The 23,108-nt window shown below is 72.3% G+C and carries 27 protein-coding genes; 19 read left to right on the forward strand and 8 right to left on the reverse strand.

The genetic code is table 11. From position 1 onward, the window contains the following. Nucleotides 1-199: 199 nt before the first annotated feature. From AB0I91_RS20560 to AB0I91_RS20575, 4 genes are all read left to right on the forward strand, one after another. The gene (locus AB0I91_RS20560) at nucleotides 200-547 is read left to right on the forward strand and encodes a DUF485 domain-containing protein (protein ID WP_498771213.1); all 348 of its coding nucleotides are present in this window, start codon (nucleotides 200-202) and stop codon (nucleotides 545-547) included. Next, nucleotides 544-2,130 carry a monocarboxylic acid transporter gene (locus AB0I91_RS20565; protein WP_498771211.1) on the forward strand — a complete coding sequence of 529 codons (1,587 nt, stop codon included), beginning with the start codon at nucleotides 544-546 and terminating at the stop codon, nucleotides 2,128-2,130. The genes AB0I91_RS20560 and AB0I91_RS20565 overlap by 4 nt, the downstream gene beginning before the upstream one ends. Before the next feature lie 122 nt (nucleotides 2,131-2,252). Continuing rightward, nucleotides 2,253-2,570, forward strand: a complete 318-nt coding sequence (locus AB0I91_RS20570) for a rhodanese-like domain-containing protein (RefSeq protein ID WP_499638197.1) — start codon at nucleotides 2,253-2,255, stop codon at nucleotides 2,568-2,570. 1 nt (nucleotide 2,571) lies between these two features. Then, the gene (locus AB0I91_RS20575; protein WP_499638200.1) at nucleotides 2,572-3,477 is read left to right on the forward strand and encodes a DUF4328 domain-containing protein; all 906 of its coding nucleotides are present in this window, start codon (nucleotides 2,572-2,574) and stop codon (nucleotides 3,475-3,477) included. Between the two features lie 121 nt (nucleotides 3,478-3,598). Here AB0I91_RS20575 and AB0I91_RS20580 read toward each other — a convergent pair whose 3' ends face one another. Then, complete coding sequence (locus AB0I91_RS20580) at nucleotides 3,599-4,363, reverse strand: SDR family oxidoreductase (protein ID WP_499638203.1); 765 nt, start codon at nucleotides 4,361-4,363, stop codon at nucleotides 3,599-3,601. 65 nt (nucleotides 4,364-4,428) lie between these two features. Here AB0I91_RS20580 and sigJ point away from each other — a divergent pair, with 65 nt between their 5' ends. The 4 genes from sigJ (at nucleotide 4,429) to AB0I91_RS20600 (ending at nucleotide 7,692) form a co-directional block, all read left to right on the forward strand. Further along, nucleotides 4,429-5,343 (forward strand): RNA polymerase sigma factor SigJ, encoded by a 915-nt coding sequence (gene sigJ / locus AB0I91_RS20585; RefSeq protein ID WP_499638205.1) that lies wholly within the window; start codon nucleotides 4,429-4,431, stop codon nucleotides 5,341-5,343. 250 nt (nucleotides 5,344-5,593) lie between these two features. After that, nucleotides 5,594-6,418 (forward strand): helix-turn-helix domain-containing protein, encoded by an 825-nt coding sequence (locus AB0I91_RS20590; protein ID WP_499638208.1) that lies wholly within the window; start codon nucleotides 5,594-5,596, stop codon nucleotides 6,416-6,418. Between the two features lie 8 nt (nucleotides 6,419-6,426). Next, complete coding sequence (locus tag AB0I91_RS20595; RefSeq protein WP_499638211.1) at nucleotides 6,427-6,627, forward strand: DUF397 domain-containing protein; 201 nt, start codon at nucleotides 6,427-6,429, stop codon at nucleotides 6,625-6,627. A gap of 24 nt (nucleotides 6,628-6,651) precedes the next feature. Further along, nucleotides 6,652-7,692: a glycerophosphodiester phosphodiesterase gene (locus tag AB0I91_RS20600; RefSeq protein ID WP_498771197.1), complete on the forward strand. Its 1,041-nt coding sequence runs from the start codon at nucleotides 6,652-6,654 to the stop codon at nucleotides 7,690-7,692. Here the strand turns inward: AB0I91_RS20600 and AB0I91_RS20605 are convergent. Then, complete coding sequence (locus tag AB0I91_RS20605; RefSeq protein WP_499638214.1) at nucleotides 7,682-8,359, reverse strand: hypothetical protein; 678 nt, start codon at nucleotides 8,357-8,359, stop codon at nucleotides 7,682-7,684. The two genes, AB0I91_RS20600 and AB0I91_RS20605, sit on opposite strands and share 11 nt — an antisense overlap. Nucleotides 8,360-8,415: 56 nt before the next feature. After that, nucleotides 8,416-9,648 carry a cytochrome P450 gene (locus AB0I91_RS20610; RefSeq protein WP_499638217.1) on the reverse strand — a complete coding sequence of 411 codons (1,233 nt, stop codon included), beginning with the start codon at nucleotides 9,646-9,648 and terminating at the stop codon, nucleotides 8,416-8,418. A gap of 92 nt (nucleotides 9,649-9,740) precedes the next feature. Between AB0I91_RS20610 and AB0I91_RS20615 the strand changes: the two genes are divergently transcribed. The 7 genes from AB0I91_RS20615 to AB0I91_RS20645 all read left to right on the forward strand — a co-directional run bounded on the left by AB0I91_RS20615 (nucleotide 9,741) and on the right by AB0I91_RS20645 (nucleotide 14,323). Then, a complete protein-coding gene (locus AB0I91_RS20615) occupies nucleotides 9,741-10,448 on the forward strand; it encodes a glycerophosphodiester phosphodiesterase family protein (RefSeq protein ID WP_499608090.1) in 708 nt (235 codons plus the stop codon). Between the two features lie 15 nt (nucleotides 10,449-10,463). After that, complete coding sequence (locus tag AB0I91_RS20620; protein WP_498771189.1) at nucleotides 10,464-11,414, forward strand: DUF5926 family protein; 951 nt, start codon at nucleotides 10,464-10,466, stop codon at nucleotides 11,412-11,414. A 61-nt stretch (nucleotides 11,415-11,475) separates the two neighbouring features. Further along, on the forward strand, nucleotides 11,476-11,799 hold the full coding sequence (locus tag AB0I91_RS20625; protein WP_498771187.1) for a DUF952 domain-containing protein: 324 nt from the start codon (nucleotides 11,476-11,478) through the stop codon (nucleotides 11,797-11,799). Between the two features lie 86 nt (nucleotides 11,800-11,885). After that, a complete protein-coding gene (locus AB0I91_RS20630) occupies nucleotides 11,886-12,407 on the forward strand; it encodes a SigE family RNA polymerase sigma factor (protein WP_498771185.1) in 522 nt (173 codons plus the stop codon). Then, entirely contained in the window at nucleotides 12,404-13,144 is a 741-nt protein-coding gene (locus tag AB0I91_RS20635) for a hypothetical protein (protein ID WP_499608093.1), read from the forward strand. The genes AB0I91_RS20630 and AB0I91_RS20635 overlap by 4 nt, the downstream gene beginning before the upstream one ends. After that, complete coding sequence (locus AB0I91_RS20640; RefSeq protein WP_499638220.1) at nucleotides 13,141-13,779, forward strand: hypothetical protein; 639 nt, start codon at nucleotides 13,141-13,143, stop codon at nucleotides 13,777-13,779. The genes AB0I91_RS20635 and AB0I91_RS20640 overlap by 4 nt, the downstream gene beginning before the upstream one ends. A gap of 37 nt (nucleotides 13,780-13,816) precedes the next feature. Further along, nucleotides 13,817-14,323, forward strand: a complete 507-nt coding sequence (locus tag AB0I91_RS20645; protein WP_498771180.1) for a hypothetical protein — start codon at nucleotides 13,817-13,819, stop codon at nucleotides 14,321-14,323. A gap of 70 nt (nucleotides 14,324-14,393) precedes the next feature. On the opposite strand, the gene AB0I91_RS20650 is transcribed toward AB0I91_RS20645, so the two are convergent. Further along, the gene (locus AB0I91_RS20650; RefSeq protein ID WP_498771178.1) at nucleotides 14,394-14,954 is read right to left on the reverse strand and encodes a ferritin; all 561 of its coding nucleotides are present in this window, start codon (nucleotides 14,952-14,954) and stop codon (nucleotides 14,394-14,396) included. A 105-nt stretch (nucleotides 14,955-15,059) separates the two neighbouring features. Further along, on the reverse strand, nucleotides 15,060-16,307 hold the full coding sequence (locus AB0I91_RS20655) for an arginine deiminase (RefSeq protein ID WP_498771176.1): 1,248 nt from the start codon (nucleotides 16,305-16,307) through the stop codon (nucleotides 15,060-15,062). A 199-nt stretch (nucleotides 16,308-16,506) separates the two neighbouring features. Between AB0I91_RS20655 and AB0I91_RS20660 the strand changes: the two genes are divergently transcribed. Both AB0I91_RS20660 and AB0I91_RS20665 read left to right on the forward strand, forming a co-directional pair. Beyond that, nucleotides 16,507-16,866, forward strand: coding sequence for a hypothetical protein (locus AB0I91_RS20660; RefSeq protein ID WP_498771174.1), 360 nt, complete (start codon nucleotides 16,507-16,509; stop codon nucleotides 16,864-16,866). A 1-nt stretch (nucleotide 16,867) separates the two neighbouring features. Beyond that, nucleotides 16,868-18,931: a caspase, EACC1-associated type gene (locus AB0I91_RS20665; protein WP_499638222.1), complete on the forward strand. Its 2,064-nt coding sequence runs from the start codon at nucleotides 16,868-16,870 to the stop codon at nucleotides 18,929-18,931. 14 nt (nucleotides 18,932-18,945) lie between these two features. Here the strand turns inward: AB0I91_RS20665 and AB0I91_RS20670 are convergent, their stop codons facing one another. From AB0I91_RS20670 to AB0I91_RS20680, 3 genes are all read right to left on the reverse strand, one after another. Next, on the reverse strand, nucleotides 18,946-20,169 hold the full coding sequence (locus AB0I91_RS20670; RefSeq protein ID WP_499638225.1) for an alpha/beta hydrolase family protein: 1,224 nt from the start codon (nucleotides 20,167-20,169) through the stop codon (nucleotides 18,946-18,948). Nucleotides 20,170-20,267: 98 nt separating this feature from the next. Further along, nucleotides 20,268-21,032, reverse strand: a complete 765-nt coding sequence (locus AB0I91_RS20675; RefSeq protein ID WP_498771168.1) for a CPBP family intramembrane glutamic endopeptidase — start codon at nucleotides 21,030-21,032, stop codon at nucleotides 20,268-20,270. Nucleotides 21,033-21,056: 24 nt separating this feature from the next. After that, the gene (locus AB0I91_RS20680; RefSeq protein WP_498771166.1) at nucleotides 21,057-21,815 is read right to left on the reverse strand and encodes a DUF2470 domain-containing protein; all 759 of its coding nucleotides are present in this window, start codon (nucleotides 21,813-21,815) and stop codon (nucleotides 21,057-21,059) included. A 292-nt stretch (nucleotides 21,816-22,107) separates the two neighbouring features. On the opposite strand from AB0I91_RS20680, the gene AB0I91_RS20685 reads away from it, so the two are divergent. After that, nucleotides 22,108-22,581, forward strand: a complete 474-nt coding sequence (locus AB0I91_RS20685; protein WP_498771164.1) for a hypothetical protein — start codon at nucleotides 22,108-22,110, stop codon at nucleotides 22,579-22,581. 60 nt (nucleotides 22,582-22,641) lie between these two features. Then, entirely contained in the window at nucleotides 22,642-23,106 is a 465-nt protein-coding gene (locus tag AB0I91_RS20690; RefSeq protein WP_498771162.1) for a hypothetical protein, read from the forward strand. Nucleotides 23,107-23,108: the final 2 nt, after the last annotated feature.

Below are 23,108 nucleotides of genomic sequence, written 5' to 3' on the forward strand. Positions count from 1 at the left end.
CGGTGACTTCGATCACCCGAGTGGCAGTTCGTCTCAGAGTTACTACCGCTCATCGCATCACTCGACTGTTGAGCGCAAGGTCACACAAAAGGTCTTTCAGGCGTGAGCCAGGTCTCCCTACGGTGCACGGCGTATCAGGAACGCACCAGGAGGACTTACGTGCCGTTCACACCGTCGTCAAGTACGCGAGGAGGGGACCGTGAGCACCTCTGAGCAGCACACCCCCGACGCCCAGGACAACCACAACTGGGTGGATGTGCAGGACAGCCCCGACTTCCGCGAGTTGCGCCGGCGGCTGCGCAGTTTCGTCTTCCCCATGGCCGGTCTCTTCCTGGCCTGGTACCTGCTGTACGTCCTGCTCGCCGACTACGCCCACGGGTTCATGTCGACGAAGGTCATCGGCAACATCAACGTCGGCCTGATCCTCGGGCTGCTGCAGTTCGTGTCGACCTTCGCCATCACGACGCTGTACGTGCGGCACGCGAACAAGAACCTCGACCCCATGGCGGAGAAGCTCCGCAACGAGCTCGAAAGGGGTCAAGCGTGAACGGCAACGCCCTGCTCAACATCGGCATCTTCGGCATCTTCGTCGCGGCAACCCTGGTCGTCGTCATCCGGGCCAGCCGCAACACCAAGACGGCCGCCGACTACCTCGCCGCGGGCCGCTCGTTCACCGGCCCCCAGAACGGCGTCGCGATCGCGGGCGACTACCTGTCCGCCGCGTCGTTCCTCGGCATCGCGGGCGCCATCGCGCTCAACGGCTACGACGGCTTCCTGTACTCCATCGGCTTCCTGGTGGCGTGGCTCATCGCGCTGCTGCTGGTCGCCGAGCTGCTGCGCAACACCGGCAAGTACACGATGGGCGACGTGCTGAGCTTCCGCATGCGCCAGCGCCCGGTGCGCGCGGCGGCGGCGACGTCGACCATGGCCGTGTCCTTCTTCTACCTGCTGGCCCAGATGGCGGGCGCGGGCGGCCTGGTCGCCCTGCTGCTCAACATCACCGGCAAGCTCGGCCAGGCGATCGTGATCGCGATCGTGGGCGCGCTGATGATCGCGTACGTGCTCATCGGCGGCATGAAGGGCACCACCTGGGTGCAGATCATCAAGGCGGTGCTGCTGATCGTCGGCGCCGGCGTGATGACGCTGTGGGTCCTGGCCAAGTTCGGCCTGAACCTGTCCAGCCTGCTCGGCTCGGCCGTGGAGAACGCGCCGAAGGCCGGCGAGAAGCTGCTCGGCCCCGGCCTGCAGTACGGCGCGACCGGCACGTCGAAGCTGGACTTCCTGTCGCTGGCCCTCGCGCTGGTGCTCGGCACGGCCGGCCTGCCGCACATCCTGATGCGCTTCTACACCGTGCCGACCGCGAAGGAAGCCCGCCGCTCGGTGGTCTGGGCGATCTGGCTGATCGGCCTGTTCTACCTGTTCACGCTGGTCCTGGGCTACGGCGCGGCGGCGTTGGTGGGTCCGGACAAGATCAGGGCGGCTCCGGGTGGGGCGAACTCGGCGGCTCCGCTGCTCGCCGAGGCGCTCGGCGGACCGCTGCTGCTCGGCCTGATCGCCGCGGTCGCGTTCGCCACGATCCTCGCGGTGGTGGCCGGTCTGACGATCACCGCTTCGGCGTCGTTCGCGCACGACATCTACGCCAACATCATCAAGAAGGGTGAGGCGGAGGACAAGGACGCCGAGGTCAAGGTGGCGCGGCGGACGGCGATCGTGATCGGCATCGTGTCCATCGCCGGCGGTATCGCGGCCAACGGCCAGAACATCGCGTTCCTGGTGGCGCTGGCGTTCGCGGTGGCGGCGTCGGCGAACCTGCCGACCATCCTGTACTCGCTGTTCTGGAAGCGGTTCAACACCTCCGGCGCGCTGTGGAGCATCTACGGCGGTCTCGCCGTCACGATCACGCTGATCGTGCTGTCGCCCGCGGTGTCCGGCAAGTCGACCTCGATGTTCAAGAACGTCGACTTCGCGTTGTTCCCGCTGTCCAACCCGGGCATCGTGTCGATCCCGGTGGCGTTCCTCCTCGGCTACCTCGGCACCGTGCTGTCGAAGGAGAACGACAAGGATAAGTACGCGGAGATGGAGGTGCGCGCCCTCACCGGCGTCGGCGCCGAGAAGGCGGTCGCGCACTAGCCCGCCGTTCCGCGCTCACCACGCCGGCCACCATCCTTTCGGGGGAGGTGGCCGGCGTGCTCCTTATCCCCGGTTTATAACCCGCGTGGCAGCATGGACCCGTGACGGTTCCCAGCGTTGAAGTGTCCGAGGTACCGGCCGAGCTGCCGGAGGGCAAGGTCCTGCTCGACGTGCGCGAGGCCGACGAGTGGGCGGCGGGCCACGCCCCGGGCGCCCTGCACATCCCGATGAGCGAGTTGGCGGGCAAGCTCGACGAGCTGCCCGGCGACTCCGAGTTCTACGTCGTGTGCCGCTCCGGCGGCCGTTCCGCGCGGGTCACGCAGTACCTGAACGCCAACGGCTGGGAGGCGAGGAACGTCGACGGCGGCATGCAGCTGTGGGCCGCGACCGGCCGTCCGCTGGTCGGTGAGGTCGACGGCGCGGAGCCCGAGGTCATCTGACATGGCGCTGCGACCGCTGCGGGTGGACTGGGTGGCGACCCCGCCACCCGGCGCCTACCCGCACCGTCGCCAGGGCGCGCCGCGCCGGGTCTACACCGGCCCGCCGTCGTACCCGGTGCCGCCCCGCTGGGGCTTCCCGCTGCTGGCGTGGCGCTGGCCCACGTCCGTGGCGATGGATGACGACCGGTCCGCGGACACCGTCGAGCACGTGCAGAGGCTGGCGCGCACGGCGTCGCACGCCCTGGGCCTGGCCGCGCTGACGGCGCTGTGGGCGGCGGGCAGCGAGCTGTGGCGTTACGCGTTGTTGCTGCTCAGCCGCTACGGCGCGATGTCGGAGACCACGGTGGGCGTGTCGGACGCGATGGTCGTGGCCTCCTCGGTGGTGACGATCGTGGCGTCCGCGGTCGCCCTGGTCTTCACCCTGCTGTGGCTGCGCCGCGCCCGCAACGCGGCCGCTGCCGAGGCGGGCTACGGCCCGTCGAGGTCGGACCGGGAGGTGCTGGTCGGCCTGGTGGTGCCGGGGGTGAACCTGGTGGTGCCCGGCTCGATCCTGGCCGAGCTGGAGCACGCCGCCCTGCGCGAGCCGGCCACCGCCCGCCCGGCGCCGTCCAAGCTGGTCCGCTGGTGGTGGGGCCTGTGGGCGTTCACCGGCCTGTTCGTCGGGTTCACCGTGGTCTGGGGCTTCCGCTCCAGCGTGCAGGCCATGGCGGACGGCGTGCTGTTCCACGCCGTCGCCGACCTCCTGGCCGCCGCCGTGGCGATCGTGACGGCGGTGCTGGTCCGCCGCATCACCACGCTCCTGCTGCCGGTGGACGCGGGCGCCATCCGCCGGATGCGGGTCGTGGACGTCAAGGACGCCCCGACCCCGGTCCTGCGCCCCGTCCGCTCCTCGGGCTCGCCGCGCTGACCGCTCCGGCCGCGGGGCCCTGCGGCTGTCCGCCTCTCGGGTGCGCGGTCGTCGCGGTTCCCCCGTGGGCGGCTGGTCCGCGTGGCCCGGAGGGACGCGCCCTCGCACGCCGCCGACCACGTCACCGGTTCGCCGGCACCCGTTCGGCCAGGAAGTCCTCCCAGGTCCGGGCACCCCTCGCGGCTCCCTCGCCCGCCAGGTTCTCGCCCGCGCGGTAGGCGCGGCCCGCCTTCCCGGGCATCCGCACGGGGACCAGCAGCCGGCGCTTGTCCCGTCCTGCCAGGTAGCCGCGGACCAGGTCGGCCAGGCCGTGGACCTCCGGGCCGGCCAGGTCGGGCACCAGGCCGGCCGGTGCGGCGAGCGTCAGCTCCGCCAGGCGTTCGGCCACGTCACGGGCGTCGACCGGCTCGAACCGCAGCCCGCCCGGGATCGGGACGACCGGCATCTTCGCCATCTTCTCGACCACGGTCAGGACCAGGTCGTGGAACTGGGCGGCGCGCAGGGTCGTCCACGGCAGGCCCGACCCGGCCACCGCGCGCTCCGCGCCGAGCTTCTCCCGGAACCAGGCAAGCGGCACGCGGTCCGCGCCGATGGCCGAGATGTAGACGAAGTGCCGCACACCGCCGGTCGCCGCCGCCGTGCGCACCAGCCGCTCGGTCGCCTCCGCGTCACCCTTCGGGCCGCCGGCCAGGTGCAGGACGACCTCGACGCCGTCCACCGCCGCCTCGACGCCCTCGCCGGTGAGCAGGTCGCCGGTCAGGTGCTCGACGCCGTTCACCGGCCCGTGGCCGCGCCGGCTGAGCACGCGCACCCGGTGTCCCGCGAGCAACGGCGTGACGAGCCGTCCGAGGGTGCCGGTACCGCCCGTGACCAGGATGGATGTCATTGTTCCTCCGAACATGTCGAATGGGTCTACTGCCTCGACCCGCGGCGCGGAGGGAACGTGACACGGTGGACGACCGGGAGCTGCGCGCCGAGCGCTTCGAGGAGCACCGGACCCACCTGCGTTCGGTGGCGTACCGGATGCTCGGCTCGGTGGCCGAGGCGGACGACGCCGTGCAGGACGCCTGGCTGCGGTTCGACCGCGCCGACACCGACGAGGTGGAGAACCTCGGCGCGTGGCTGACCACGGTCGTCGCCCGCCTCTGCCTGAACGTCCTGCGCTCCCGCGGGCAGCGGCGCGAGGACCCGTTCGACGTCCACGTGCCCGACCCGGTCGTCAGCTACGACGGCGGCGCCGACCCCGAGTACGAAGCGGTGCTCGCCGACTCGGTCGGCCTGGCGCTGCTGGTCGTCCTGGACACCCTCACGCCCGCCGAACGCCTCGCGTTCGTGCTGCACGACCTGTTCGCCGTCCCGTTCGACGAGATCGCCGCGGTGATCGAGAAGTCGACGGCCGCGACCCGCCAGCTGGCCAGCCGCGCCCGCCGCCGCGTCCAGGGCCGGGTCCCGACCCCGGACACCGACCCGACCCGGCAACGGGAGGTCGTGGACGCCTTCTTCGCCGCCGCGCGCGACGGTGACCTCGACGCCCTGGTCGCGGTGCTCGACCCGGACGTCGTGCTCCGCTCCGACGGCGGGGCGGGGTCACGCTTCAGCGTCACCCTGTCCGGCGCGCGCACCGTGGCCGGCCAGGCCGTCACCTTCGGCCGGCTCTTCCCGCTCGCCCGTCCCGCCCTGGTCAACGGTGTCGCCGGGGTCGTCGTCGCGGCCGACGGCCGGGCGCTGTCGGTCATGGCCTTCACCGTCACCGGGGGCCGGATCGCCGCCATCGACGTGCTGGCCGACCGCGAACGCCTCAAGGACGTGCTCGTACTCCCAGACCAGGGCCAGGGGGACGCGCCTGCCGTAGCGCTTGAGGGCTGATTCGGCGGACACGTGCTGCCCGATGAACGTCCGGCCGGTCTCGGGATCACGCCGGTAGACGACCGCGTCCGACCGGTCCTCGTCCACGATTTCCATGCCCCAGGCGAAGATCCGTCGGCGGTCGGTCGCGTCCACCAGGCTGAAGAGGTTCGCTTCCACGGGGACCACTGTGCGGCCGGGAGATCCGCCCGATGCGGTGACGCGCGGCGGGAATCCCGCATCCGCGAGTCCCACCGGATCATGCTGCCCTGTGCCCACTCCGCCACCGTTCCGCCGCCGTCGGCTGGGGCGCAAGCTCGCCCGGATGCGGACCCAGGCCAAGTTGACCCTCGACGAGGCCGCCAAAGCCCTCTACCGCACCAAGTCCACCCTCCACCGGCTGGAGAAGGGCGAGACGATCCTCGACGTCCACCTCGCCAAGTCGATGATGGACCTCTACGACCAGTACGACCCCGACCTCATCGACCAGGCGCTGCGGGCCCGCGAGCCCGGCTGGTGGACCACCTACGGCATCGAGAACCAGGGCTACATCGACGTCGAGACCGAGGCCTCGGACGTGTCCGAACTCGCGTTGCTGGTGATCCCTGGCCTGCTGCAAACGGTCGGCTACATGCGCGCGTTGTTCGAGGCCCATCGCCTGCCGCGCACCAAGCGGTGGCTGGAGAACGACATCCGCGTTCGCCAGATCCGCCAGCAGCGGCTGACCGATCAGGACGATCCCCTGCGGCTGCACGCGATCATCGACGAAGCCGCGCTGCGCAAGCAGGTCGGTGGGCCGGGCGTCATGCGCGAGCAGCGGCAGCACCTGCTGGACATGGCGGGACTGCCGAACATCACCATCCGGGTGCTCGCCGATGCACGGGGCGCGCACGCCGGCATGGTCGGCGGCTTCGCCCTGCTCGGGTTCGAGGACGACGAGTCGCCGGTCCTCTTCATCGAGCACATGGCGGGCGCTGTGCACATCGAGGACGAGCGGGGACTCCGGGAAGCTAAACTCGTGTTCGAGCACTTGACGTCCCAAGCGTTGAGCCCGGATGAGTCGATCGCCTTGGTCGGACGCGTTCTGGCGGAGTGAAAGAGGCGATGGCTGTGTCCACTGTGGACCTTTCAGGCGCCGTGTGGCGGAAGAGCAGCCGTAGTGGGGGCGCCAGCAACACCAACTGCGTCGAGGTGGCGTTCGCGGGGCCGGCGGTCGCCGTGCGGGACTCGAAGAACCCGGACGCCGCAACGCTCGCGTTCCCCGCTGTTCAGTGGTCGTTCTTCCTCCGGCACTTGGGCTCCTGACCTGCCACGTGCCACCGTGACCCCATGCGGGCACTCGCGGCGGCACTGATCCTGACCCTGCTGACCTCCGGGCTGACCTCTGGGCTGAGCTCCGGCGTGGCGAACGCCGACAGCGGGCGCAAGTTCGACCTCCAAGCCCACCGCGGCGGGATCGGGCTGACGGTCGAGAGCACGTTGGCGGCGTTCGCCAAGGCGCTCGAACTGGGCGTCACGACGCTGGAGCTGGACGTCCAGATCACCAAGGACGGCCGTGAGGTCGTCACGCACGACCGCAGGACGAACCCGGCGAAGTGCGTCGACACCGCGCCCGCGTTCCCCGGCGACCCGGCGTTCCCGTACGCGGGCAAGTACGTGAAGGACCTGACGTTCGCGCAGGTCCGCACGCTGGACTGCGGATCGCGGCGGTGGGCGCAGTACCCGGAGCAGGAGCTGTCGCCGGGCGCGCGGATGCCCACGTTGGCCGAGGTCTTCGCGCTGGCCCGCGACTACCGCGCGTTCACCGTGAAGTTCAACATCGAGACCAAGGTCGAGGCCGCCGCGCCGCACGAGACCGCGCCGCGCGAGCAGTTCGTCGAGGTCACGGCCCGCGAGATCCGCAGGTCCGGCTTCTTCCGCAACGTCACCGTGCAGTCGTTCGACTGGGGCACGCTGATGCTGTGGCGCAAGGCCGAGCCGCGCCTCCCGCTGGTCGCGCTGACGCAGCCCGAGTTCCTGCGCCCCGGTTCCCCGTGGACGGGCGGCCTCGACCTGGCCGACTTCGACGGCAGCGTGGTCAGGGCGGTGAAGAGCTTCGGCGCGTCCGCGCTCTCCCCGGTGCACGGCAACCCGCAGAACGGCAAGGTCGGCGACCCGGACTACGTCCCGTTCACCACGAAGGCCCTGGTGGACGAGGCGCACGCGCACGGCCTGAAGGTCGTCCCGTGGACGGTCAACGACCCGGCCACCATGCACAAGCTGATCGACGACGGCGTGGACGGCCTGATCACCGACTACCCGGACCGCCTGCGCGCGGTGATGGCCGAACGCGGCTTCAAGCTGCCGAAGAAGCACACGCTCAAGCGCTAGCGGCCCGCGCCCAGCGGCCCTTGTGGAAGATCGGGTCGCGGCCGTAGACGTCGAGCGCCACGTCGGGCTCGGCGAACACCCTCCGCAGGCCGGTCAGGTGCGCGTGCCCGTGCCGGTGGACCTCCCGGTCCGCGGCGACCAGCTCGCCCGCCTCGGTGAACAGGTCGCCGAGGCGGAGCAGCGAGCGGCTCGTGCTGGAGACGACGAGGGTGGCCGCGTGCTCGGCGAGGGTGATCCGGTGCGACCCGGTCCACTCCCGGTCGCGCCACTCCTCGTCCGTGCGCGCTGGTGGCGTCGTGAACCGCGCGGGACGTGCCGTCGACCGCCGCAACGCCCGCCGCACCTCGGGCCACCGCGACGGCCTCAGCCCGACGTCACGCCGCACCACCAGCAGGTCGACGGGCCGGGCGCAGCCCATCCGCCACCGCTCTCCCTCCGGCACGTTGTCCCGCGCCGGGACGAACAGCGCGCTGTGCCGACTGGTCGCCGCCAACCGCACCAACGCGCCCAGCCGCAGCAGGTCGGCCCGCGACCCGGTCACCGTCGCCGTGCCGACGATCGGCTCAGGGGGCCGCACCCAGAGGTTGCGCAACCGTGCGGCGGGCACGAGGACGCGGTGCAGCGGCGAGTGCCGCACCACCGGGTGCGCGATCACCGACAACCTCATCGACGCAGGGTGGCGGCCGGTTGCCGTGCCGTCCACCGGATTACCGGGTCACCGGATCACGCGGACGTCAGCGGCAGGTCGTGCAGGCCCCGGATGACGAACTCGGCCCGGCGGCGCGGTTCGGCGGCCAGGGTCGCGTTCGGCAGCTTGCGGATCAGGGAGGACAGGGCCGCCTGGACCTCGATGCGGGCCAGGGGCGCGCCCAGGCAGTAGTGGATGCCCATGCCGAAGCCCAGGTGGGGGTTCGGGTCGCGGGTGATGTCGAAGGTGTCCGGGTCGGTGAAGACCTCGGGGTCGCGGGCCGCCGCGCCCAGCAGCGCGGCGATCTTCTGCCCCGGCTCGACCCGGTACCCGGCGATGGTCACGGGCTCGGTGGCGGTGCGCTCGAACAGCTGCAACGGCGAGTCGTAGCGGATCAGCTCCTCCACCGCCGTGGGTAGCAGAGCGTGGTCGTTCACCAGGCGTCGCCACTCGTGCGGGTGATTCATCAGCGCTTGGACGCCGTTGCCGATGACGTTGACCGTGGCCTCGTGACCGGCCATGAGCAGCAGCACGGCGGTCGCCACCAGCTCGTTCTCGGTCAGCTTCGCGCCGTCGGTGTCGGTGACCGCCACGAGGTCGGACACCAGGTCGTCACCGGGCGACGTGCGCCGCAGCGCGACCAGCTCCCGCAGGTAGGCGACGAACTCCGCGGCCGCGCGCTCGGCCGCCTCCTGCTTGTCCGGGGCCAGGTCGTACTCGTACATCTTCACGATGGCGTTCGACCACGGCTGCAACAGCGCGCGGTCCCGCGCGGGCACGCCCAGCAGCTCGGCGATCACCTCGACCGGCAGCGGCGCCGCCACGTGGGACAGCAGGTCGGCCTGCCCCTCCGACGACACCTTGGCCACGAGCTCGTCCACCAGGCGGTCGGCCAGCTCGACGATCCACGGCCGCAGCCGCTCGACGTGGCCGCGGCCGAACGCGGCGGCCACCAGCCTGCGCAGCCGGCTGTGCGTGGGCGGCTCGTTCTCCAGCATCGAGTTGCGGTGCAGGAGGTTGAACGACGCGAACCGGTCCACCGGCTTCGCGTCGGTCCAGATGCGGCCGAGGGACCGGTGCCTGAGCACGGCCGACGCCGCCGCGTGCGACACCGCCACCGCCACGCCCAGGTCCTCGTGCCAGTGCACCCCGCCCTGCGCGCGCATCGCGGCGAACGCGGGGTACGGATCCGCGATGAATGCCAGATCGTGCTGGTCGAAGGATGCCACGGTGACGGACGGTAGGTCTTGAGCGCGGCTCGCGTCCATCCGAGTGTGGTTGTTGTTTCAAATATTCAGCGAGCTGTGACATCGGGTAGTCAGGTTGACCCCGTGCGTGCCCCACCAGGAGCATCCCTGACGTGTCACCTGACGTCATCGCCCACCGCGGCGCGTCCACCCGCCGCCCCGAGCACACCCTCGCCGCCTACGAGCTGGCCCTGCGGCAGGGCGCCGACGGGCTGGAGTGCGACGTGCGGCTCACCAGGGACGGGCACCTCGTGTGCGTGCACGACCGCACGATCGACCGCACCAGCGGCGGCGAGGGCAAGGTCAGCGCGATGACCCTGGAGGAGCTGCGGCGGCACGACTTCGGCAGCTGGCACGGCGGCGAGCCCGCCGAGGTGCTGACCCTGGACGCGCTGCTCGGCCTCGCCGCCGACCACGGCAAGCGGCTGTTCGTCGAGACCAAGCACCCCGTCCGGTACCGGGGCCTGGTCGAGCGCCGCCTCGCCGAGGAGCTGGGCCGCCACCGGGTCGACGCGGTGATGATGTCGTTCTCCGTCTTCGCCGTGCACCGGTTCAAGAAGCTCAGGCCCGAGGTGCCCACGGTCCTGCTCTACGACCGGCTGTGGCCGAGGACCAAGCCCCACTTCGCCGACTACGCCGGACCTGGAGTTCACCTGCTCAGACGTCACCCGGGCAGGGGAGAGGGCGCCTACGTGTGGACGGTGGACGACCCGGCCGACATCGCGTTGTGCCGTGAGCGCGGCGTCCGGTTCCTCGCCACCAACAACCCGGAGGAGACGCGCGAGCACCTTGCGGATAACTTGACGCCCGACCAGCCCTGAGACCGAGGAGGCGCGGTGGCGAAGCGGACAGCCGTGAAGAACAAGCCGGCGGACGGCGTCAACCCGCGGCAGCCGTGCCCGTGCGGCTCCGGCAAGCGCTACAAGGCCTGCCACGGTTCGGCGGGCGGCGCGGCGGACGTGATCGTCTCCCGACCGTTCCAGGGCCTGGCCGCCGAGGCGGAGCTGATCGCGCTGCGCGAGTTCGTGCCCTCGGCGACGGTGAAGCTGCCGCTCAAGGCGACCGACGGCGGTCGTGAGGTCGTGCTGGCGACCGTGCTGCCGATGGCGGCGGCGGGCCTGGTGCGCTCGGACGGCACCGCGTTCGTCGGCCTGCAGGTGCAGACCCGGTCCGGCGACCTCAGCCGCGACCTGGCGCGCGCCGTGCGGTGGGCGCAGACCGCGAAGACCGGTGACGCCCTCGCGGTCGTCGGCCCGGACGACGGCTCGAACCCCGGCCGCCTGCAGGACCTGCTGGACGTCGAGGCGACGCTGAGCCCGGAGCTGCACGCCGACTTCGCGTGGTGGCTGCCGCCGGACAACGAGCCCGCCGGCGAGGTCGCCCTGTCCCTGGAGCGCGCCAACGCCGCGATCCTGCCCACCGAGCGCCTCGACGCGCCCGGCGTGGCCGCCGCCTACTGGGTGGACGCGGGCGACAAGGCGCACCTGCGCTGGGTCCGCCCCGAGCCGGAGGAGACGCTGCTCGCGGCGCTCGCCCGGCTGTCCGTGCGCGGCGAGCTCGACCTGGGCGAGGGCTCCCGGTACGCCGGGTCGTTCCGCGCGCACGGCCTGCTGGTCCCGGTGTGGGACCTGGACCGCGAGCTGCACTCCAGCGAGTGGGCGCCGGGCGCGGAGGCGTTGGGCAACCGTTTGCGGGACGCCCTGACCAGCCTCGACGACGAGCCGCTCACCGAGCAGGAACGGCGGGCGCGCGACGGTCTGCGCGGGCGGCAGATCACCCTGCGCTGAACCTGTCCACAGGTATCCCCAGCTTTGTCCACAGGGTCCTGTGGACAAGTGAGGAGTCGGAGTGATCCTGCGGATCAGCCCGAAGGAGGACTGGAGGCGGGCCCGCGAGGACGGCGCGATCCCGCTCGACCTCGACGGTTTCGTGCACTGCTCGGACCCCGGGACGGTGCACCTGCCCGCCAACCGCCTGTACCCGCACCGCCACGACCTCGTGCTGCTGGTGATCGACCCCGAGGGCCTGCCCGTGCTGTGGGAGCCGGGCGAGACCGAGGACGGCCCGTGGTTCCCGCACGTCTACGGGCCGATCCCGGCCGACGCGGTGGTGGCCGTGCACGAGTTCACGCCGGACGCCGACGGCGCCTTCCGGCCGTTGCCCGTTTTGTGACCTCGGTCTGAGGCAACCGACACCCCCTCTCGAACGTGTCCTCTCCGACGGTGGCCGAGGGGCCGCCGCCGGAGGGGGTTGTCGAGGTGACCGCGGTCTTGCCGGGGGAAAGAGCCACCGATCGGGGTGGGGGGACGACGGCCGACTTCGCCGACTTCGTGCGGATGTCGTTACCGGGCCTGTTGCGCTACGGGCACGCCTTGACCGGCAACCCGCACGACGCGGGAGACCTGGTGCAGACCGTGCTGGAGAAGGTCGGCGCGCGGTGGGCGGCGGTGCTGCGCAAGGGCGACCCCTTGGCGTACGTGCGGCGGTCCATGGCGAACGCCAACACCAGCCGGTGGCGCCGTCGGCGGCGTGAGGACCTGGTGGCGGAGTTCCCCGACGGGGTGGCCGCGGCCGGGCACGACCGCCTGGAGCACGAGCCGCTGTGGCAGGCGCTGCGGTCGCTGCCGCCGCGTCAGCGCGCCGTGGTCGTGCTGCGCTTCTACGACGGTCTGTCCGAGGCCGAGATCGCCCGCACGCTCGGCGTGTCCGCGGGCACGGTCAAGAGCCAGAACAGCAAGGCGATGGCGACCTTGCGCGCACGACTGGGGGACGCGGGGTGAACCTCGAGGAGGAGCTGGGCCGGTTGCTGCACGACGACCGGTTGGACGTGCGGCCCAGGCCGGACGCGACCGAGGTGGTCGTGGCGGGTGCGCGCCGGGCGCGTCACCGGCGGACCGCGGTGGTGGGCGCGGTCACGGCGGTCGCGCTGGTGGCGAGCGGGTGGGGCGTGACGGCGCTCGGCGGCTCGTTGAGCCTGCCGCCGGTGGACCCGGCCGTGCTGCCGACCACCACCACGACCGCCACGACGGCGACGCCCGCCGGCGGGACGGAGGTCGCGCCGCCACCGCACACCGTGGTGGAGACGGTCACGGTGGTGGTGACCGTGGGGCCGACGCGGCCGAACGTGGGGTACGGCGCGGTGAAGTTCGGCATGACCGCGCAGGAGGTGGCGGCCACCGGTCTGGTGACCGGGGCGCCCGGTGGCGAGTGCGCGGCGTTCACGTGGACGAGCGACCCGGGCACCGCGAACGCCGTGCTCGTGGCGCCGGGACAGGGCGTCGTGCGCATCACGTTGCCCGCGGCCGGCACGACGTCGAAGGGGATCGGCGTCGGCTCGACGCTGGAGCAGGTGAAGGCGCAGTACCCGCAGGGGGAGCCGACCCACGGTGGTTACCAGGTCTCCATGACCGGTGACGTGGGCTGGATGTACGTGTTCGCGCTGGACGCGGAGCGGGTCGTCGGTATTCGGATGCAGCGGCTCACCGCCGACTGCGCGCAGCAGGGGGAACAGCGATGAAGGTCAGGGGTGTCGTGGTGCTGGTGGTCGCGGGTCTGGCGCTGGTGGGGTGCACGGCGGGCACGGACGCGTCGATCGGCTCGGCGTCGTCGGCGTCGGCCACGACCACGACGGCGGTCACGACCACCGCGCCGTCGAGCGCGTCGGGCACGTCGAGCGCGTCGGCCGTCGCGCCGAGCACCGTCACGGTGCGGTCGACGGTGACGAGCACCGTGCAGGAGACCGTGGTGGTGGACACGACGCCGGTGCTCGGCCACTCCGCGTTCGGCGCGGTCAAGCTCGGCATGACGCGCGAGCAGCTCGTGGCCACCGGCCTGGTCGGGGAGCCGACGCTGCGGATGAGCGCCATGTGCGACATGTACCCGCTGAAGTCCGGTAACGGCTCCGCGTGGATCCAGGACGGCCAGGGCCTCATGGCGATCTTGATGAACCACGGCGCCGTGACCGCGGAGGGCCTGCCGGTCGACATCGGCCCGGCCGACCCGCGGCTCGCCGAGACCTACCCGAGCGGCGAGCCTTGGGAGGATGGCGGCGGAGTGACGGCCGCCTTCAAGGTGTGGGTGAGCGACGACGTGAGGTACACGTTCCGGGGCAGCACGTCGCTGGCCCGTCGGGGTCAGGCCTGCTTCAGCTGATCCTGCCGCGGGTGGGGCCGAGCGGGAGGATGGACGGATGAAGTGGCTGGTCGTGGTGGCGGCAACCCTGCTGCTGACCGCCTGCGAGTCGTCCGCGCCGCAGGTCGTGCCACCCGTCACGAACGTGAGCGGCACGTCCGGGGCGGGTGACGCGGCCGTGCTCGACGCCCGCGGCATCGGCGCGGTGCGGCTGGGGATGTCGTTGGAGCAGCTCAAGGCCACCGGCGAGGTCGGCGAGGAGATGACCGAGCCGGAGTTCTCGTGCCCGGTGCACGAGCTGCGGACCGTGGAGGGCTGGGTGGGCCTGCACGACGGCGTCGCGGTGGACCTCCGGGTCGAGTCGGGCGCCCGCACCCCGGAGGGCCTGCGCCTCGGCGACTCGCGGGCCCGCATGCACGAGGTCTACCCGGACGTGGAGCAGACACCGCACGGGTTCGTCCGGGCGGCGGAGAGCGGGACCTGGTCGTGGTTCTACTTCCGCGACGCGGGCGACACCCTCACCGGCATCGGCCTGACCAGGGAAGGCCACGGCTGCCTGAACTGACCGCGACGCCCGCCACCCCCAAGGGTGACGGGCGTCGTCCGCTGTCGGCGGGTCGGCCTGTGCGGGCCCTTTACAGGGCGCCACCCGCGGCGCGCGGCGTGCCGTTGTCGGCTTCCTCGCCCACGCTCTCGCGGGTCAGGAAGGCCTCCACGTGGAACAGGTTGCCGTCGGCGCGGTCGATCACGGTGAGCAGCGTGCTCATCGACGCGACCTCCTCCACCTGCTCCTTCAGGAACCACTGGAGGAACTGCTCGCCGATGTAGTCGCCCTCGTCGCGGGCCGTCTTGGCGAGCGTGACGATCTGCTCGGTGACCTTCTTCTCCTGCTCCAGCGCGAGCGCGACCGGCTCGCGCGGCGCGGTGAAGTCGTTGCGCACGTCGTCCACACCGGGAATGGCCACCGGCAGTCCGCTGTCCATCAGGTACTGCACGATCATCATGGCGTGGTTGCGCTCTTCCAGCGCCTGCTTGTAGAAGTGCGACGCGAGGCGCGGCAGGTCGGCGGCGTCGAACCAGACCGCGATGGCCACGTACTGCTGCGAGGCCGTGAACTCGTTGCGCACCTGCTCCTGAAGCAGGTCGTGGAACTTCGAGGAACGCGCGGCGGTAATCTTCTTCAAGTTGACAGCCATACTCGCAGAATAACTGAAAGTGCGCTTTAATGCATTTCAGGTAAGGCTTACGAAGGTAAGGAAAGGGTTGCCGAAGAAAGCTTAGGCAACCCTTTCCGGGACGTTTCAGACGAGCGGCGCGCGGTCGATCGGGCACGACATGCAGCGCGGTCCGCCGCGGCCGGAGCCCAGCTCGGAGCCGCTGATCCGGATCACCTCGACGCCCGCGTCCTCCAGGCGCGCGTTCGTCTCCACGTTCCGCTCGTAGGCCACCACCAGGCCGGGGCCGACGGCCAGCGTGTTGTTGCCGTCGTCCCACTGCTCGCGCTCGGCGGTCACCGGGTCGAGCCCGGTGTCGATCACGCGCAGCCGCTCGATGCCCATCGCGTCGGCCGCCGCCTCCAGGAACGGCCGCCGGTCCTCGACCACGACGCCGCCCCCGCCGTCGGACCGCACGGGGTAGGCGAACAGGTTGTCCCGCACCGCCGGGTACATCACCACGGCGTCCCGGTCGACCATCGTGCACACGGTGTCCAGGTGCATGGTCGCCCGCTCCTGCGTGATCGGCACCGCCAGCACGGTGTGCGCCAGGCCGTCGGCCAGCGCGGACCGGGCGAACGACTCCGCGCCCGCGGGCGTGGTCCGCTCGCCGACGCCGATCGCCAGCACGCCCGGCGCGAGCAGCAGCACGTCACCGCCCTCGACCGGCGCGGAGTGCGCGCCGTAGGCGCGGCCGGTGCGGCGGAACCGCGGGTGGTAGGCGTAGATCAGGTCGGTCAGCGCGGTCTCCCGGTCGCGCGCGGGCAGCGCCAGCGACGTGATCGCGACCCGGTCGCCGACCCACACCGACGAGTCGCGGGTGAACAGCAGGTTCGGCAGCGGGTCGACCGCGAAGTCGATCGGGTGGTGCATCTTGCGCACCAGTGACGCGCCCTCGGCGGCGGGCAGCTCCTCGAACGTCATGCCGGTCATCAGCGCGGTGGCCAGCTGGTCGGGGCTGATCGAGGCCAGGTGCGAGCGCAGCGCGTCGGCCAGGTCGATGCCCAGCCGCCGCTCGTTGACCGCGCTGTGGATCCCCGCGATCCGGGCCCGGTCGTCGTGCAGCGCGTCGACCAGCAGGTCCGCCAGCAGCAGCACCTCGACGCCGCGCCCGCGCAGCAGCTCGGCGAACGCGTCGTGCTCCTCCTGGGCCCGGTCGACCCACGGCACGCCGTCGAACAGCAGCTGGTCGTTGTTGCGCGGGGTCAGCCGCTTGAGCTCGGCGCCGGGACGGTGCAGCAGCACCGTGCGCAGGGGTCCGACTTCGCTGTCGACGCGGGGCGCCGCTGCCGGCTCGCCGTCGGTGGACGCGGTCTGGGCGATGTGCGCAGTCACGGATCGAGGGTAACCCGAGGTCGGTCGGATCAGCAGCTCTGAGTGGCCTGTTCCGGCGAGACTCGATCGTATGACCGCCTTCGAACGGCGATTCATTGCGTGATCGGGTGCTGGGGCTTTGTGAACGTTGCGTTGTCACGTGGACTACCGGTCCGGGGGTGCGGTTGCGGGATGATCGTGTTCTACCGGGGGAGGATCAGTGTCGGACTTCCGCTTGTTCGTCGACGCGCCTGGCCACGCCGCCTCGGCGACGAGCCAGTTGCTGCAAGAGCTGGTCAGGGGCGCGAAGGTCGACGCGCGGCCCGCGCCCGCCGCGTCGCCGGAGGGCTCCAAGAGCGGCGCGGGCGCGACCGTCGCCGAGCTCGTGCTCAACGGCGCGCTGCCCGCCGCGGTGGCCGCCGCGGTCGCGTCCGTGGTCACGTCGTTCGTGCAGCGCGGCAGCGCGCGCAAGGTGACGATCAAGACCCGTGACGACGAGATCACCGTCGAGGGCGTGGACGCCCGCTCGCAGAAGGCGCTGCTGGAGGCGTGGCTGCGCGAGCACGAGGGCGAGGGGTGAGGTGGGCCGGCACGCGCTCCTGGTGGCGACCGGCGAGTACGAGGACGTCCGGCTGAGCCGGCTGCGCGCGCCGGAGCAGGACGTGGAACGGCTCGCCGCCGTGCTGGAGGACCCGGACGTCGGCGGCTTCACGACGGTCGAGGTGCTGCGGGACCGCGCCGACCACGAGATCCGGCGCGCGGTCGAGGACCTGCTCGCGCCGCGCGAGGCCGACGACCTGGTGCTGCTGTACTTCTCGTGCCACGGCCTGACCACCCCCGCGCGGCGGCTGTACTTCGCCGCGTCGAACACCGTGCAGGACCGGCCCGCCGGCACCGCGATACCGCGCTCGTTCCTCAACGAGCAGCTGGAGGACTGCCGGGCGTCCGGGCGGGTCCTGCTGCTGGACTGCTGCTTCAGCGGCGCGTTCGTGGAGGGCTTCAAGGCGGGCGGGACCGGCGTGCTCGACGGCGGGGCCCTGGACGGGGCGGGCTCCGGGTACGTGGTGATGACCGCGTCCAACGCCTACGAGTACGCGTTCGAGCAGGACTCGCTGTCCCTGGACGCGCCGCTCGCGTCGCTGTTCACCGACGTGCTGATCGAGGGCCTGGCAGGCGGCGGCGCCGACCTCGACGGCGACGGGTGGATCGACGTCGACGAGCTGTTCAAGTACGCGCAGGCCGAGGTGCGCGCCAGGCGCCCCGACCAGACGCCGCAGTACTTCGCGCACGGCTCGTCGCAGCCGCTGCGGATCGCCCGCGCCGGTGGCTCCTCGGGACGTCGGCCGCGCGGCACGGCGTCGTACACGTCCGCGCAGTTGCTGGTGGCGCGTGGTTTTCGGGCCGCCGCCGAGCCGGTGTGCCGGACGCTGGGCCCGATGGGGCGGCGGGCCGTGGTGTTCGTCGACCGGCGGCCGGTGGAGCTGTCCGACGCGTCGGCGATCGCGGACGCGTTCGAGCCGGACGACCCGCGTGACCGGCTCGGCGCCGGGTACGTGCGCGACCTGGTGCGGGAGGTTCGACGGGAGGCCGGTGACGGCGCGGCGTCGGCGGTGGCCGTGGCGCGCGGCGCGATCGGCGGGCTGGTCGACGCGATGCGCGACGGGCACCACCCGGTGCGGCTGCTGCGCGGCGTCACGGCCGCCGCCGCCCGTGCGGACGAGCTGATCGAACTGTCCCTGGCGCGGCCGTTGCAGCCGGACGAGCTGACCCTGCTGGCCACCACCGCTTCAGGTGACCCCGAGGTCGGGCGGCTCGTCGGGTCCGTGGCCGTCGGCCCCGTCCTGGTCGAGGAGAGCAAGCGGTTCGAGCTGGAGCTCGAGTTCCACCGCGGCCTGCGCCTGGACCGCGGCTACGCGTCCGACCGGTTCGTCACCGACACCGTCGGCGGCACCGTCGTGCTGCAGGACGCCTGGGTGTTGCTGGCCGCCGGTCGGCTGACCGACGTCGACCGGTTGACGGGAGGGCTGGAGCTCGGCGAGCACCCGCTGCTCGTGGTCTGCGAGATGCTGCCGCACGCGGAGCTCGCCGAGCTGCTGCGGGTGGGCGGGACGCGGGACGTGGTCGCGGTGACCGCCGAGCTGGACGAGGTGGAGCGGCTCCAGCGCGTGGTCGGCGGCGCGATCCACTACCCGTACTGGGGGAGCGACCCGGCGTTGAAGTCGTCGTTGGGCCGCGCGGCGAGGGTCGTGGTGACCGAACGGGACACAACGGTGCTGGCCCACCCCGGGGCGAACCGCGGTCACACCGCCGCTCTCATCCGGGCGCCCGCCGCTGACGTGGAGAAGGTGCGGCGGGCCGTGCGCGCGGTGGACAGCGCGGTGCAGGAGGGCGTGATCCGCGGCGGTGGCGTGGGCCTGGCCGAGGTGGGCGCCCTGCTCGCGCGGGACGCCGCCGGCGGCCCGGAGGAGATCGCCGGCTGGCGCGCCTTCGCCGCCGCCCTGTCGGAACCGGCCGCCCGGATCGCCGAGAACGCCGCCCTGGCCGTCGCCGACCTGGACGAGACCCTGCTGGACTCGGCCGGCGTCGCCCGCACCGTCGTCACCGCCGCCGCCCACACCACCTCCCGCTTCCTCCTCGTCCACTGACCCGGGTCGAACGCTCAGGCGATGAACCGCACGTCGGGGTGCTGCGGCGAGTCGCCCCGGAACAGCCCGGTGTCGCGCCCCTTCAGGTGCAGGTCGAAGTACCCGGCGAAGTACTCGTGCTGCGCGGCCGACGACCGGGTCGCGTCGATCTCGCCCACCAGCTCCCGCTGCTTGTCCGGGCTGATCACCCCGCCCAGCTGCGGCACGGCGAACTGCAGGTCGGTGAAGCTGTAGTGCGTCGCCCCGTCGAAGTGCAGGTCGCGCTTCCACCCGCGCTGGTTCACCCAGAAGTCCGCCCACGTCGGGTCGAACTCCGGCGTCAGGTGCGAGTGCTCGACCCGCCCGCCCGTCACCGGGTCCACGAAGTCCGCGCCCACCAGCATGAACGGCCGGTCCAGCCCGCGCGTCACGACCTCGCCCGGCCGGTAGCCGTCACCGAAGCCGTGGGACATGGCGCCGTCCACGTTGATCCCCGCGTCGATCCGCCGGTCGTGCACCATCGTCTCGCCCGCCGTGAACCCGCCGTACGAGTGGCCGAACATGCCGACCCGCGACAGGTCCAGCGCACGGCCGAGCCCGCGCGGCAACGGGTCGCGTTCGGCGTCCGGGTTGTGCCCGCGCGCGATCGAACCCAGCTGGTCGAGCACGAACCGGGTGTCGGCCACCCGCGCGTCGAGCGCGGTCTTGAACTGGGTGGGGTCGTCCTCGTCGATCATCGGCGGCTCGACCCGCCCGTCGGGGAACTCGACCGCGAGCGACTCGTGCGTGTGCGACATCGAGACGACGACGTACCCGCGGCTCGCCAGGTCGTCGACGAGACCCGCGCCCAGCTCCCGCGCCGAGCCGAAACCGGGCGAGTGCAGCACGACGGGCCACCGGCCGAGGACCGGCGCGCCGGTGCGGGCGTGCCGCCGGGTCGAACCCCAGTCGACCGCGCCGGGCGGGATGTCGAGGAGCCCCGCCTCCCGGTCGACTGCCGCCGCCACGCCCGAGGTCATCCACGGCGCGCGTCCGCCGCCGGAGCCGTGCGCCGGGTAGGTGACGGTGACCATCACCTCCCGGTCCTCCGCCGGTCGCCACGGGTCCGGCCGCCGGTCGACCAGGTGCAGCTCGGTCGTGCCGACGGCGTGCCGGCCGCTCAGCTCGGGCATCGTGATCCGCAAGCCGGTGTCGGCGGCCGCGGGCGCGGCCAGACCGAGAGTCGCGACGGCCGCGACGGCGAGTGCTGTGGTGCGCATCAGGTCCCCCCTCTTGTCGGGTCACCTGATGCTGTCGGGAGCGGCTGTCGCCACGCGTCCGCCTCGCGGCTGACCGGGCGTCGTTCGCGCGGAGGACCTCAGGGCAACCAGGACACGTGCCCGCGCAGCAGCGTGTAGCCGACGAACGCGACCACGTCGAGCAGCGCGTGCGCCACCACCAGCACCCACAGCCGGTTCGTGCGCTGCCACACCTTGCCGAACACCAGGCCCATCACCACGTTGCCGATGAACCCGCCGAACCCCTGGTACAGGTGGTACGAGCCGCGCAGCACCGCGCTGGCCAGCAACGCCGTGTTCTCCCGCCACCCGAGCTGCCGCAGCCGGGTGATGAAGTACCCGACGACCAGCACCTCCTCCGCCCACGCGTTGCCCACCGCGGACAGCACCAGCACCGCGCTGCGCCACCACGAGGAGTCCAACGTGGACGGCAGCACGGCCAGGTTCAACCCCAGGTTCCACGCGACCAGGTAGAACACCAGCCCCGGAACGCCGATCACGGCCGCCAGCCCGAGGCTGCCCAGCGCGTCCGGCCCGACGCGGGTCCGGTCCAGCCCGAGCGCCTTCAGCTTGATCCCGCCCTGCCACAGCAGGTACAGGCCGAGCCCGCCCCACGCGGCCAGCTGCACGACGCCCAGCAGCTGCGCGATCAGGTCGAGCAGGTCGAACCGCGCCTGCGGGACGTTGATCGCGACCTTCTGCTCGTTCAGCGGCACGGGGTCGAGCAGGCTGTCGAGCAGCCGCACCAGGCTGCGCGCCCCGGACAACCCGAGCGTCACGGCGAAGACGAGCAGCAGTTCCAGCCGGTAGCCGCGGCGCGTCCGGGCGTCGAGGTCTTCGATCACGCCCCTACGTTAACCGCGCGGGCGTCACCGGCGTTGGGCCAGGAAAGGGCAGCCCATCAGGCGACGCAGCTCCGCGGCCAGCTCCTGCGCCGTGCCCACCGGGCGGGAGAACGCGATCCGCACGTCGTGGTCGGAGTCCGCCATCTCCACCCGCAGCCGCAGGCCGAAGCGGTCCAGGCCGAGCGGGCGCACGTGACCGCCCCTCAGCTCCTCCGGCAGGTGCTGGGAGAGCAGGCCCACCACGTCCCGGTGCGACAGCTCCAGGTGGCGCAGCCAGTGGTCCTCGTGCGCGGCGAACGGGTCCGGCTCCGCCTGCGCGAACAGCTCCGGCCGCAACGACGTGGTGCCCTCCGCGTCGGCCACCACCAGCGACGCGGGCGAGAGCCGCAGCGCCGACGCGCCGTGCCCGACGTCGAGCAGCCGCGGGTCCGGCCGCGCCTCGGCGACCTGGAGGCTCGCCTCGCGCGCCTCCCCCGGCGTGAGCGTGCGCAGCCAACCGGTGATCCACAGCAGCCCCCGGACCGGCTCGCGCAGCTGCACGGGCGCCTGGTCGGCGAGCTCCAGCATCGCGGTCACCTCGGTCCCGCGCGCGGCCTCGACCAGCGGGTGCCCGTCGGGCAGCACGATCGTCGCGTCACCGTCCGCGTGGACGTGGTGCAGCACCGGGGTGATCCGGTTCTCCGTGCCGCCGGAGGGCAGCAGGGCCGCGCGCCCACCACGGGCGGCGATCGTGCGGGCCCGCTCCGCCGGATGCGGCGCCGGCGGACGACGTGTCTCGTTCACCCGCTCACCTCCCAACTTAGGGCAGCCTAACTTGATGGGGCCCCGCGGCGGTAGTCCCACGACCGGCTTACCGGCGCTCCGCCGGGCCGGAGTCGTCCAGGCAGGTTAGGGGGTCCGCCGCGGCCGTGCCGACCAGGCGCGCGGGAAAAGCGCCGCGGATCGCCCCGGTCGGCCCTCGGATCGCCCCGGTCGGCCCTCGGGTCGCCCCGGTCGGTCTGCGGTTCGGTCCGGTTGGCCGATTCGGCGGGCCGCGCGTTCGTCGTAACCTTGGCACGCCTGGCGGAGGTGGCTCGTGGTCGTGCCGAACAAGCCGTCCACCCGGGGAGCGGCCCTCGACGACCGGTGGACCCGGTACTGCATGGAGATCGCGGGCCGGCGGGCGTTCGGCTGGGTCGTGGTCGGCGCGCTCGCGTTCGTGCTCCAGCTCGCGCTGATCTTCGTGTTCACCGTGTCGTCCGCCCTGCCGCTCGTGCTGCTGCTGTTCTCCGTGCTCGTCCTCGGGTTCGGGCTGACGCGGCGGCAGGTGCTGCCCGAGGTCCTCGGCGAGCACGCGTGGGTCTACGTGCGCATCCACTGGCGCGGCGGGCTGCTCGTCGTGCACGGACCGCGGCCGCTCGTGCTGGACGTCAGCGCCGGACCCCTCGCCCGCGGGCGGATCAACCGGCACCGGCGCGCGTGGGTCGTCGCCCCCGACCGCGCCGGGAACACCGTGGTCACGTTCCGCGGCGTGCCGAAGCTGTTCCCGGCGAAGGTCGTCCGCCGGTGAGTTTGCTGATCATCTATTCGGTTACCCACCGGGGGGACTTCTGGTTTGCTGGGAGCGGTGGTGGGCGAGGCTTGGGTGGACAAGTGCCTGACCAGTGCGGATCGCCGCGCGGTCGGGTTCCTCGGGCTGGCGGTGTTCGCCTTCCTGACGCTGTGGGTCGTCTCGGAGTGGGCCGGGTCGCGCTGGGTGTTCGTGCTCACACCGCTGTGCGTGGAGCTCGCCGTGCCCGGGCTGCGGCACTTCTTCTCGCGGCGCGCCCTGCGGCGGCTGCTCGACACCTACCCCCGGCACGCCGTCTCGGTGCACTTCGTGCCGGGGCGCACCCGCGTCGGGCGGCAGACGTACCTGGAGACGGCGGGCTCCGACCGGACGTTCCTGCGGCTGGCCGAGATCCCCGAACGCGTCCGCGAGAACATCCGCCGCGGCGGCCGGGTGTGGCTGGCCGGACCCGACCCGCGCGGCCGGACCGCCGTGCTGACCAGGGGCGCGCCGTTCACGACGCTCGGCCGGATCGTCATCCGCTGAGG

It is taken from the genome of Actinosynnema sp. NPDC049800, assembly GCF_040656635.1.
Classification (GTDB): Bacteria; Actinomycetota; Actinomycetes; order Mycobacteriales; family Pseudonocardiaceae; genus Actinosynnema.